At 74.6% G+C, this 10,867-nt stretch carries 11 protein-coding genes and 2 pseudogenes; all 13 read right to left on the bottom strand.

Features of this window, described 5'->3' with window-relative positions:
- Window positions 1–305 (bottom strand): annotated as a pseudogene (locus ACFV1L_RS19690) (hypothetical protein); the annotation flags it as partial.
- A 125-nt stretch (window positions 306–430) separates the two neighbouring features.
- Window positions 431–1,033, bottom strand: a pseudogene (locus tag ACFV1L_RS19685) (ACP S-malonyltransferase); the annotation flags it as partial.
- Between the two features lie 165 nt (window positions 1,034–1,198).
- The gene (locus tag ACFV1L_RS19680; RefSeq protein ID WP_380367455.1) at window positions 1,199–1,675 is read right to left on the bottom strand and encodes a 3-hydroxyacyl-ACP dehydratase FabZ family protein; all 477 of its coding nucleotides are present in this window, start codon (window positions 1,673–1,675) and stop codon (window positions 1,199–1,201) included.
- Window positions 1,672–2,073 carry a hypothetical protein gene (locus tag ACFV1L_RS19675; protein ID WP_380367453.1) on the bottom strand — a complete coding sequence of 134 codons (402 nt, stop codon included), beginning with the start codon at window positions 2,071–2,073 and terminating at the stop codon, window positions 1,672–1,674. Before ACFV1L_RS19675 ends, ACFV1L_RS19680 begins: the two co-directional genes overlap by 4 nt.
- Window positions 2,074–2,077: 4 nt before the next feature.
- Window positions 2,078–2,788: an SDR family oxidoreductase gene (locus ACFV1L_RS19670; RefSeq protein WP_380367451.1), complete on the bottom strand. Its 711-nt coding sequence runs from the start codon at window positions 2,786–2,788 to the stop codon at window positions 2,078–2,080.
- Entirely contained in the window at window positions 2,785–3,480 is a 696-nt protein-coding gene (locus ACFV1L_RS19665; protein WP_380367449.1) for an HAD family hydrolase, read from the bottom strand. The genes ACFV1L_RS19670 and ACFV1L_RS19665 overlap by 4 nt, the downstream gene beginning before the upstream one ends.
- Window positions 3,477–4,451 carry an AfsA-related hotdog domain-containing protein gene (locus tag ACFV1L_RS19660; RefSeq protein ID WP_380367447.1) on the bottom strand — a complete coding sequence of 325 codons (975 nt, stop codon included), beginning with the start codon at window positions 4,449–4,451 and terminating at the stop codon, window positions 3,477–3,479. The genes ACFV1L_RS19665 and ACFV1L_RS19660 overlap by 4 nt, the downstream gene beginning before the upstream one ends.
- Complete coding sequence (locus ACFV1L_RS19655; protein WP_380367446.1) at window positions 4,448–5,551, bottom strand: beta-ketoacyl synthase N-terminal-like domain-containing protein; 1,104 nt, start codon at window positions 5,549–5,551, stop codon at window positions 4,448–4,450. The genes ACFV1L_RS19660 and ACFV1L_RS19655 overlap by 4 nt, the downstream gene beginning before the upstream one ends.
- Window positions 5,548–6,780 (bottom strand): beta-ketoacyl-[acyl-carrier-protein] synthase family protein, encoded by a 1,233-nt coding sequence (locus ACFV1L_RS19650; protein WP_380367463.1) that lies wholly within the window; start codon window positions 6,778–6,780, stop codon window positions 5,548–5,550. The genes ACFV1L_RS19655 and ACFV1L_RS19650 overlap by 4 nt, the downstream gene beginning before the upstream one ends.
- A gap of 17 nt (window positions 6,781–6,797) precedes the next feature.
- Window positions 6,798–7,076, bottom strand: a complete 279-nt coding sequence (locus ACFV1L_RS19645) for an acyl carrier protein (protein ID WP_380367444.1) — start codon at window positions 7,074–7,076, stop codon at window positions 6,798–6,800.
- Window positions 7,077–7,217: 141 nt separating this feature from the next.
- Window positions 7,218–8,396 carry an FAD-dependent oxidoreductase gene (locus tag ACFV1L_RS19640; protein WP_380367442.1) on the bottom strand — a complete coding sequence of 393 codons (1,179 nt, stop codon included), beginning with the start codon at window positions 8,394–8,396 and terminating at the stop codon, window positions 7,218–7,220.
- The gene (locus ACFV1L_RS19635) at window positions 8,393–9,427 is read right to left on the bottom strand and encodes a ketoacyl-ACP synthase III family protein (protein ID WP_380367440.1); all 1,035 of its coding nucleotides are present in this window, start codon (window positions 9,425–9,427) and stop codon (window positions 8,393–8,395) included. The genes ACFV1L_RS19640 and ACFV1L_RS19635 overlap by 4 nt, the downstream gene beginning before the upstream one ends.
- Window positions 9,427–10,863 (bottom strand): MFS transporter, encoded by a 1,437-nt coding sequence (locus ACFV1L_RS19630; protein WP_380367438.1) that lies wholly within the window; start codon window positions 10,861–10,863, stop codon window positions 9,427–9,429. Before ACFV1L_RS19630 ends, ACFV1L_RS19635 begins: the two co-directional genes overlap by 1 nt.
- Between the last annotated feature and the right edge of the window lie 4 nt (window positions 10,864–10,867).

Here is a 10,867-nt window from a genome sequence, read left to right as displayed (position 1 = left end):
ATCCGCTCGCGCGCCGTCAGCTTGCCCTTGGCGTGCTGCGCCTCGGTGGCCTTCTCACTCGGGCCCCGGCGGACCTGCTCCCGCAGCTCGTGCAGCTCCTGGACGCCACTGCGCACGGTGGCCGTCACGCCGCCACCCGCTCGGGCGCGGCGAGCTCCTGGAGGTCCGCCGGGGTCCGCACGGCGAGGGTGCGGGCGTCCGGGTCGGTGCGCTGGAGCAGGCGGGTCAGCGGGCCGGCCGGGGCCAGCTCGATGTGCAGCGCGCCCGGGGCGAGGCGGGCGACGGCCTGCGCGCACAGGTCCCACCGGACCGGGGCGATGATCTGGGTGATCAGCCGGCTGCGCAGCTCGTCGGGGCCGGTGACCGGCGCACCGTCGGCGTTGCCCAGCAGCGTCGCGGCGGACGGGACGAACCGGGCCTGCCGGGCGGCGCGGGCGAACGCCTCCACGGCGGGCGCCATCGCCGAGGTGTGGAACGCGCCGGCCACGGCCAGCGGGGCGACCCGGGTGCCCGGGGCGGGCACCGCGGCCAGCGCCTCGACCCGCTCCAGCGGCCCGGCGGCCACGAACTGGTGGCTGCCGTTCCAGTTGGCCACGGTGAGGCCGGCGGCGGTGATGGCGGCGGCGATCTCACCGTCCGTCGCCCCCGCCCGCTTGGTCGGCATCACGGCCGCCATGCCGGTCGGGGCGACGGCGCACGCCGCGGACATCGCCGCGCCGCGGACCCGGGCCAGCCGGACGGCCTCCCCCGGGCTGAGGTACCCGGCGGCGGACGCGGCGGCCAGCTCGCCCACCGAGTGCCCGGCGAACAGCACCTCGCCGGCCGCCAGTGGGAGCCGCTCGCACAGCAGCCGGTACGACAGCAGGGAGGCCGCGACGATCAGCGGCTGCGCGTAGGCCGTGTCGGCCAGCAGCTCGGCGTCCCGGCCGGCCGCGGCCAGGTCGAAGCCGGCCGCCCGCGACCAGTCGGCGACCAGGGCCTGCGCCCCGGGGACGCCCTCCAGCCAGGGGTCGAGCATCCCGGGGTGTTGCACTCCCTGTCCGGGAGCGGTCACCACGTAGCGGTACACGATCGGTTCTCCTTCACGAGCGGACGGACGGGCGGAACGGACGGACGGGTGGTGCGGTCGAACGGGCGTGCGCAGTACGGCGGGTGGGGCCCCGGGCCGGACGGGCCGGTCGGCCGTCGGGCCCGGGGCTCAGGCGGCGCCGGCGCCCGCGGCGGCGTCGAGCGAGCCGGCCGGGCGGATCAGGGTGATGGCGCGGTCGACCTCCAGGACGACCCGGCCGTCGCCCGCCGCCCGGGAGCGGCCGGTGAAGGTGGCGGTCTCCTCGTCGCGGTCGACGAGTTCGACGCTGTGCACCAGCAGCTCGCCGGCGCCGACCGCGCCGAGCACCCGCACGCCCCGGGCGGAGCCGAAGATCAGCAGCTGGCCGGAGGCGTCCTCGGACTCCTGGAGCACCAGCAGTCCGCAGGCCTGCAGGAACGACTCCAGGGCCAGCGTGGCGGGGAACCGGCCGGGCCGGGCGCTGCCCAGGTGGCTGTCCAGCTCGTGGTAGGTCACGGCCTTCACGGCCTCCAGCTCGCCGGGCGTGTGCCGGACGATCCGGTCGACGTGCAGGGCGGGGTAGCCGTACGGCAGCAGGTCGCCCGGGTCGGGGTGGGACTGCGTCATGTCCGGTGCCTCCACGTCGCGTTGATGCGGGCGCAGCGCCGTCCCCCGGTGCTGCAGTCCGCGCGGGTGGTCAGGTGGGTGCCGTCGTCGGTGAGCGTGACGTCGAACCGGACGTCGTCGCCGGCGAGGGCGGGGCTGCTGAACCGGGCGGAGTCGATCCGGACCAGTTCGACGCCGCCGAGGGCGCCGTCGAGGTGCAGTTCGAGCATCTGCTGCAGGCTCTCGATCAGGAACACGCCGGGGTAGACGGTCAGCGAGGGGAAGTGCCCGGCGAGGTAGGGGTCGTCGGCGGTGACCCGCTTGCGGCCGGTGAAGCCGCCCTCGACGGCCTCGACGTGGTCCACGGCGACCAGCGGCAGCCGGCGGGAGTCGCGGCGGATCGGGAACGCGGCGGCCACGGCGTCACACGCCCATGCCGACGCCGCCGCCGATCGGAATGGACGAGCCGGTGATGAACCCGGCGTCCTCGGACACCAGGTAGGCGACCAGGGCGGCCACCTCCTCGGGGCGTCCGGTCCGGCGCAGCGGCGTCTGGGAGATGATCTCCTTGCGGCGGGCGTCGGACAGGTCGGCGATCATGTCGGTCTCGACCAGGCCGGGCAGCACCACGTTGGAGGTGATGCCGGCGCGGCCGAGCTCCCAGGCCAGCGAGCGGGCCAGGCCGATCAGTCCGCTCTTGGAGGCGGCGTAGTTGACCTGCCCGGGCGAGCCCCACAGCGCGACGATCGAGGAGACGAACACCAGCCGGCCCCACTTGTTGCCCATCATGTCGGGCACCGTCTCGCGGGCGACGTTGATGGAGCCGGTGAGGTTGGTGTCCAGGACGTCCTGGACGGCCTCGTGGGTCTGGGTGAGCAGCAGGCCGTCGTTCATGATGCCGGCGCAGTTGACGACGATGTCGATCTCGCCGAGGATCTCGCGGGCCTGGGCGGCGGCGGTGGCCACCGACTGCGCGTCGCGGACGTCGCAGTGGACGAAGGAGACGCCTTCCAGGTCGGGCGTGGTGGTGCGGGAGGTGCCGACCACGCGGTAGCCGCGCTTGTTCAGGTCGGCGGCTATCGCGGCGCCGATGCCTCGGCTGGCACCGGTGACGAACACTCCTCGGCTGGTCATCGTGCTGCTCCCTGGTAGTGGTGGGTGTCGGTTGCGGCGGAAACGGTGGCGGGGGTGCGCAGGAGGGCGTCGATCCGGGCGATGGCGGCGGGGGTGGCGGACCCGCCGCCGGGGATCGCGGTCCAGCCCGCGCGGCGGGCGCCGGCGAGGTTGTCGTCCAGGTCGTCGACCAGGACGTTGGCCTGCGGCGGGAGGCCGGAGCGGCGCTCGGCGAGGCGGAACATCCGCGGGTCGGGCTTGCGGGCGGCGACGTCGCAGGAGAGCAGCACCTCGTCGAACATCTGCTCCCAGGGGCCGAAGCCGGCGAAGTGCTCCTTCCAGTCGGCGGGGAGGTTGGAGATCATCCCGACGAAGACGCCCGCCGAGCGCCAGCGCAGCAGGGCGCCGATCCACTCGGTGTCGACCCGGCGGTCGCTCCACCACTCGGCGCCGAGGCCGGACAGGTCGGCGTCGATGCCGTACCGGGCGGACAGCTCCTCGCCGATCCGGCGGGTCCACTGCCGCTCGTCGAGGATCCCGGAGTCCAGCACGGCCATCCCGTCCGGGCAGCCGTGGGCGTCGGCGAGCGCCCGCAGGCACGGGCCGAGCTGTTCGGGCGTGAACGGCTTGCCCTCGCAGTAGTGCCGCAGGCCCTCGCGCAGCGGCGGGGTGAGGACGCCGCGGAAGTCGGTCCAGATCGCGTGGCCGGTCACCGCGCCTCCCCGGCCGGGGCGACCCGGAACGACATGCGGGTGACGGGCAGGCCGTGCTGGAGGCACTCCACGGCGACCCACTGCTCGCGGCGCACCGCCACCACCTCGGTGGGGGCGTCGAGTTCGGCGAACTGCGGGAAGGTCGCGCGGACCGCGGTGACCAGGTGGGCGGTGGGGGCGCCGGTGGCGTGCAGGGCGAGCTGGCGGCCGGCCTCGATCAGCACCATCGCCGGGAAGTGGTCGTAGTCGTGGTCGAACAGGCTGGCGTTGGCCAGGTCGGGGGCCAGGGTCGCCTCGACGGCGCCGCCGCCCGCGCCGGTGCGCAGGTCCGCCAGGACCACGTTGGCGGCGAGGGTCCGCGCCACCCGGTGCGGGGCGGCCAGGGTGTCCGGCCGGGGCGCGGCACCGCGCAGGTCGGCGGTGGTCGGCGGGGGCGAGCCCGCCCGCTGGTAGGCCCGCAGCTCCTGGTAGCGGTCCTTGGGAACGCCCTGGACCGCCATCGAGGCGCGGGCCGCCGGCTGTCCGGCGGGGGTGGCGCAGTGCTGGGTGTAGGCGATCTGCTTGGGCGAGCCGTCGGCCCGCAGCCGCAGCGCCTCGAACCCGGTGGTGATCGCCAGTTCGCCGCCGGCGGCGGCCAGCGCGGCCGGGTCGGTGATCTCCAGGTCGATCGAGTTGAAGAAGAACGCGATGCCGGTGGACAGGCCCTCGAACTCGTGCGCGGCGCTGAGCGCGGCCTGCCGGCAGGCCTCGACCAGCAGCAGCGCGTCGAGCAGCGGCGGGCCGGGGTGGTCCCGGTAGTAGGGGCTGACGGCGGCGGTGGCGGTGCTGCTGCGGTAGCCGCCGTCCGGCTCCGGACGGGGCGGGGAGACCAGCACCTCCTGCTCGTTGGCGCGGTGCACGAGCTCCCGGCGCACCCGGGCGCCGGCCGGGGCCGGGGCCCCGGCCAGGACCGGGGCCGCGGCCGGGGTCACGCGGCGTCCCCGAGGGTGAGGACCGCCGCCGCGACCGCGCCGGAGGTGTCGATGCCGGTGATCAGCACCGCGCTGCCGGGCTCGCCCAGGGCGAGCGCGGCGGCCAGCTGCATCGCGCCGAGGGCGCCGCCGCACTCGCCGACCGCGGTGCGGACGTCGACCCGTTCGACGCCGGCCAGGGCGTCGGCGCCGTCCAGGGCGGCCCGTTCGGCGGCGGCGAGGGCGGTGCCGACGTTGCCGGGCAGCACCAGGCGGATGTCGGCGCCGGCGGCGGCCGCCGCGGCGGTGGCGCTGTCCACGGCGCGGCGCAGCGCGGCGGCGCGTCCCTCGGTGCCGCGTTCGGGGGTGAACAGCACCTCGCAGGCGGTGACGGTGGCGAGCGCGGGCGGGCCGTCGGCGTCGGCGGGCTCCAGGGCGAGCAGGGCCGCCCCTTCGCCGATCGCCACCGACTCGTCGACCTCGCCCCTGAGGCGGGTGCCCCACGCGGTGTGCGGGGACAGTTCCTCGACGCCGCCGACCAGCATCCGGCGGGCGTGCCCGCAGCGGATCAGCCGGGCGGCGTAGCGCAGCGCGGACAGGGCGCTGACGGTGCCGTTGGCGACGGTGGAGTTCGGGCCGCGGAAGTGGTGCCAGATGGCGATCTGGCTGGCGCAGCAGTTCATCGTGGTGTTGGGGAAGACCGCGGGGTTGACCAGGTCGATGCCCTTGCCCTCGATGACGTCGATGTCGAGCTGGATGCTGCTGCGCAGGCTGCCGACGGTGGTGCCCATGGCGATGCCGGTGGTCTCCCAGGAGGCGTCGGTGGTGCCGGGCCGCTCGCCGAGTCCCTGCTTGAGCAGGGTGCTGGCGGCGAGGCCGAGGGCGGTGCTGCGGTCGAGGTTCTTGGTTCCCTTCCGGGGCACGTAGTCGGTGATCGCGAAGCCGGGGACGGCGGCGACGCGGCCCGGCAGGCCGGCGTACTGGTCGGCGTCCGCGGGGGCCGGGTCGGCGCCCAGCGGGGTGGCGGCGGGCTCGCGCAGCCGCGCGCGGAGTGCGTCGAGGCCGACGCCGGCGGCGGAGAGGACCGCCGCGTGGGTGATGCCGAGTTCCTGGGTGGTCATCGTCCTTCCTCCTGCGCTCCGGCCGGCTCGCGGTCGGTGTAGGCGCCGAAAATGGTGATGGCGTTGTTGCCGCCGAACGCGAAGCCGTGGTTCTGCGCGATCCGGACGTCGGCGGTCCGGGCGCCGGTGCCGACGAAGTCGATGCCTTCGCCGAACGCCGGGTCCGCGGTGCGGAGGTTGATCGTGGGCGGCAGGAACGATTCTTCGATGGCCTTGCAGCAGGCGATCGCGCCGAAGCCGCTGGCCGCGCCCATGGTGTGGCCGAGCATCGACTTCAGCGAGCTCATCGGCGGGTGGCGGTCGCCGAACACCAGCCGGGTGGCGGTGACTTCGGTGATGTCGTTGGTGGGCGTGCCGGTGCCGTGGGCGCTGATGTAGTCGACGTCGTCGGCGTCGATGCCGGCGTGGGCGTGCGCCCGCCGGATGCAGTCGGCGATGCTCTCCGCGTCCGGGTGGACGATGTGGTGGGCGTCGCAGCTGAGCCCGTAGCCGAGCAGTTCGGCGTAGATGTGGGCGCCGCGGGCCTTGGCGTGCTCCAGTTCCTCCAGCACCAGGACGGCGCCGCCCTCGGCGGTGACGATGCCGGTGCGGTCCCGGTCGAACGGCTGCGGAACCTCGTCGGCGACCGCGCCCAGGCTGTGGAAGCCGGCGTGGGTGAAGCGGTTGACGCTGTCCGCGCCGCCGGCCACCATCACGTCGGACTCGCCGGCGACGATCTTGTCGGCGGCGCTGCCGATCGCGTAGTTGGCCGCGGAGCAGGCGGTCGGGATGACCACCGTCTCGCCGTACAGGCCGAGTTCGACCGAGACCGCCGCCGCGATGTTCCCGGCGGGGATCTTGGCGACCAGGTCGGTGGAGATGCTCGCCGGGCCGCCCTCCAGCCACTGCCGGGTGAGGGTGTCCACGGAGGGCGCCTCGCCGTTGGTGGTGCCGATGATCGCGCCGGTGGTGGCGCGGGTGGCCTCGTCGAACTCGATGCCGGCGTCCTCGACGGCCAGCCGGGCGGCGGCGGCCGCGAAGTGCGCGGTGCGGCCCCACTCCTGCAGGTCGATGCCGCGGACGAGGCCGGCGGGGTCGAACCCCTGGACCTCGCCGGCCAGGTGCGACGGGAGGTCGCTGCTGTCGAAGGAGGTGATCGGGCTGATGCCGCTGCGGCCGGCCCGGATGCCCTCGGTGAACTCCTTGGCCCCCGTCCCGATGCTGCTCACGCAGCCCAGGCCGGTGACCACGACTCGGCGCGCCCGGCTCACTGGTCGGCGCCCTTGCCGTCGCGGATGTCGATGATCCGCTGCACCAGCAGGGACACCGTGCGCAGGTCGACGACCTGCTCGCGCGGCACCCGGATCGACAGCTGCTTGTTCACCCGGGCCAGCACCTGGATCAGGCCGAGCGAGTCGGCGCCGTAGACGTCGATCAGGTCGGCGTCCACGTCGACGTCGGCCGGCTCGATGTCGAGCTCCAGCTCGTCCACGATGATGTCGAGGGTGGTGGCGCGGACGACCTCGTCGGAAACGACAGTGATCACTTCTTCATCCATTTCTGTGGGAATTCTTCGAATTCACGCGGGAACGTGCGGCGGGGATTCTCTCCCCGGATTTCGGGGGCCGCCCCGGGATTTCCTGCGGACTGCTCCGGAGATTCCTCCCGGGGCGGGGCCCGGGGCGGGTCAGACGCGGGCCGGCCGGTGGCCGGGGACGTGCAGTTGGCACATCCTGGCGACCCGCTCCAGATGGGCCTGCGGGTCGGAGCCGAGGGCGGCGTAGCGGCGGTCACGGTCGGCGATGTCGGCCTCGGCGCGGAGTCCGCCGTCCTTCGCGTGCTCGACGGCGGTCGCCATGATCAGGCGGATCGCATTCTGCCGTTCCGTGTCGTAGTCCGGCAGGAAATCCTCTTCCGTGCCGTTCTTCCGTGCCTCGACAATACGCCGGGAGACGGCCGCCGCGTCAAGCATTCCGGCATTCATTCCCTGACCGCCGGCCGGGGCCATCAGATGGGCGGAATCGCCCGCGAGGAAGCACCGGCCGGCGCCGAAGCGGTCGGCGACGGCGAAACGCGTGTCGAAGTCGGCGGTGGCGAGGATCTCCCGGACGACGGGGCGCACGTGGCGCGGGCCGCGTTCGTCGAGGATGCGTTGGAAGGTCGCCGGGTCGGCGGGTGCGGCGGCGTCCGGGGAGTCGGGCGCCAGCCGGTGGGCGAGGCGGAAGGCGTGGCGGTCGTGCGGGCCGATGGCCAGCCCTCCGCCGGGTGTCCAGCAGTAGCCGGCCTCGTCGTCGGGCAGGCCGTCGACCAGGGCGTCGGCGATCCGGAACCGGACCCGGGGCCCGACGTCCGCCATCGTGATGCCGAGCAGGTCCCGGACGGTGCTCGACGCGCCGTCGGCGCCGATCAGGTAGCGGGCGGTGTGCTGGAGGTCGCGGCCGTCGGCGCGGACGCGGACCCTGACCTGCCCGTCGTCCTGTTCGAGGTCGACGACCTCGCCGTCCTCGAGTTCGCCGCCCGCCGCCCGGAACGCCGCCTCCAGGGCGGCCTCGGTGTCGTGCTGGGAGGCTCCCAGGGCGTAGCCGAACGGGGTGTCGGTCAGCCGGTCGATCTCGAACCGGGCGATGGGCGTGCCGGAGGAGTAGTAGCCGAGCGCGGTGACCCGTCCGGCGGTGGCGGCCACGGCGTCGAGGGCGCCGGTGTCCGCCAGGATCTCCAGGGCGTGCGGCCAGATCACCGAGGCCCGGGAGTGGCCGCTGAACGGCCGGTGCTTGCGGACGGCGCGCACCCGCAGGCCGGCCCGGGCCAGCAGGCAGCCGGCGGTCAGGCCGGTGGGGCCGGCGCCGACGATCAGGACGTCGATCACGCCGCCTCCAGGACCAGGCACGACCAGGTGTAGCCGCCGCCGGCGTTGACGACCACGGTCACGTCGCCGGGGTCCAGTTCGCCGCGGGCGTGGGTGTCGGCGATGTTCGCGCCGACGTCGGCGACGCCCAGGTGGGCGCTCTCGCCGCCCTGCCAGCGGAGCTTGTCCTCGCCGAAGAACGGGCCGAGCAGCGGCCGGTAGACCTGGTCGAAGATCTTCCGGCTCAGCCGGGGGACGGTGACGGTGCGGATCCGCTCCTCGGCGCCGGTGAGGCCGGCGTCCTCCAGCGCCCGGCCGACGCACGCCGTGAGGGAGGCGCCGGAGCGGCTGGTGAAGCCCTGGATGCCGTACTGCGTCAGGTAGGCCTTCTTGGCGGCCTTGAGGTCCACGGTGCCGTCGCCGCGCAGGGCGGGGCCGGTGGTGGGCGGCAGGCCGGAGCGGTTCATCTCCTCGAGTTCGGGGGCGGCGGTGGAGGCCACCGAGAGGATCCGGAAGGAGTTGCCGGCGGCCGGCCCGCGCTGCACCAGCAGCGCGGTGCCGGCGTCGCCGTGGACGCAGCCGTAGTTGAGGTTCCACCGGTCGACGCGGGGCGCGAGCATCGCGTCGGAGGCGGTGACGGCGGCGGTCCGGATGCCGGGGTCGGCGAGCATCGAGCGGGTGGCGAGTTCCAGCGCGGCCATCGGGGCGTTGCAGCCCTGCGACAGGTTGACCGGCAGCGCGCCGAGCGCGTCGGTGCGGTGCGCCACGTAGTGGGCGGCGCTCCAGATGTCCCAGCCCTGGTGCCACCAGCCGCAGTGCAGCAGCAGGTCGATCTGCCGGGGGTCGGCGCCGGTCTCCTTGAGGGTCAGCTCCAGCGCGTCGACGGCGAGGTCGGCGGCCGGGCGGTCCTCGTCGTGGACCGGGACCTGCGGGTCGCCCAGCGACTCGTCGGCGTCGTGGAGCAGCCCCTGCTCGACGGCGAGGGACAGCGGGACGCGGGTGGCGGGGTAGGCGGTGGCGCAGCCGTTGAGGTAGAGGCCGTCGATGCGCATCAGGCCTCCTGGTCCTCGCGCCGCACCTGCAGGTGGTTGCCGAACAGGGTGAACAGGGCGGCGATGGCGAGGAAGACGGCGGCCACCGCGACGAAGCCGGCGCGGGCGCCGCCGGCCGCGCCCACCCCCGCGAAGACCGCGCCGAGCAGGGCGACGCCCAGGGCCAGGGTGGTCTGCTGGGTGGTGGTGACGATGCCGCTGCCGACGCCGATCCGCTCCGGCGGGATCGAGGACAGCACGGTGCGGTAGACGGTCGGCACGAACAGGCCGTTGCCGACGCCGATCAGGAACATGCCGGCGATCAGGTGGTAGAAGTGCAGGTGGGGCCACCACAGCAGGGCGGGCACGATCAGGCAGACCAGTCCGAGGACCTGGGCGGCGCCGCCGGCCTGCAGGGTGCGGACGCCGATCCGGCCGATCAGCTTGGGGGCGCGCACCGCCGCGAGGAACTGGCCGAGCGCCATCGGCGCCATCGACAGGCCGGACTCGAAGGCGTCCATGCCGTTGCCGCCCTGCAGGGCCAGCGCGAAGACGAAGATGAAGCCGCCGAAGGCGAGGAAGCCGCTGCCCAGGACGAGCAGGCCCCGGCGCATCACGGCCTGCCGCAGCAGGGCCGGCGAGATCAGCGGCGCGGTGCCGCCGTCCTCCACGCCCTTCTCGTAGCGCCACAGCACCACGCCGGCGACGGCGGCCAGCACCAGCAGGGCCCAGCACCACAGCGGCCAGTGCGACTGGCGGCCCATGCTGAGCGGGATCAGCAGTGCCAGCACGAACGCGCCGAACAGGGCGGTGCCGCCGAGGTCCGCGCCCTGGCGCTGCTGGGCCCTGGTCTCGGGCACCCAGCGGCGGGTGCCGATCACGGCGAGGATGCCGAGCGGCACGTTGACCAGGAAGATCGGCCGCCAGCCCAGGCCGGCGATGTCGGCCCACACGAACAGGCCGCCGAGCAGCTGCCCGACCGCGGCCGACAGGCCGCCGACGGCGCCGTAGTGGCTGACCGCCCGGGTCTTGGCCGGTTCGACCAGCGCGGCCTGGATGGTGGACAGCACCTGCGGCAGCAGCAGTGCCGCGGCCGCGCCCTGCACGACGCGCGCGCCGATCAGGGTGCCGATGTTCGGTGCGAGGCCGCACGCCAGGGAGGCGAGGGTGAACGCCGTGATGCCGATCTGGATCAGCCGGCGGCGCCCGTAGCGGTCGCCGAAGCGGCCGCCGAGGACCAGCAGCACGGCGTAGGTGATGCCGTAGCAGCTGACCACGAACTGCGAGGTGGACGCGGAGACCTCGAAGGAGTCCTGGATGGACGGCAGGGCGACGTTCACGATGAACGCGTCGACGGTGGTCAGGGCCGCGGCGACCAGCAGCGTCGCCTGTCCGAATCCGCTGAAGCCCTCCGTCGCGGGCGCCGCGGGGGGCGCCTTGGCGGTCACGGTGGTCATGGGG

Origin of the sequence: Kitasatospora sp. NPDC059646 (assembly GCF_042734615.1) — a bacterium.
Taxonomy (GTDB): Bacteria; Actinomycetota; Actinomycetes; order Streptomycetales; family Streptomycetaceae; genus Kitasatospora.
This window is presented reverse-complemented; position numbering and strand designations above follow the sequence as displayed.

What these genes read in the sequence shown, in the direction of transcription:
- ACFV1L_RS19680 (WP_380367455.1), bottom strand. Translation starts at nt 1,675, where the DNA reads ATGACGCAGTCCCACCCCGACCCGGGCGACCTGCTGCCGTACGGCTAC.
- ACFV1L_RS19670 (WP_380367451.1), bottom strand. Translation starts at nt 2,788, where the DNA reads ATGACCAGCCGAGGAGTGTTCGTCACCGGTGCCAGCCGAGGCATCGGC.
- ACFV1L_RS19655 (WP_380367446.1), bottom strand. Translation starts at nt 5,551, where the DNA reads ATGACCACCCAGGAACTCGGCATCACCCACGCGGCGGTCCTCTCCGCC.
- ACFV1L_RS19635 (WP_380367440.1), bottom strand. Translation starts at nt 9,427, where the DNA reads ATGCGCATCGACGGCCTCTACCTCAACGGCTGCGCCACCGCCTACCCC.
- ACFV1L_RS19630 (WP_380367438.1), bottom strand. Translation starts at nt 10,863, where the DNA reads ATGACCACCGTGACCGCCAAGGCGCCCCCCGCGGCGCCCGCGACGGAG.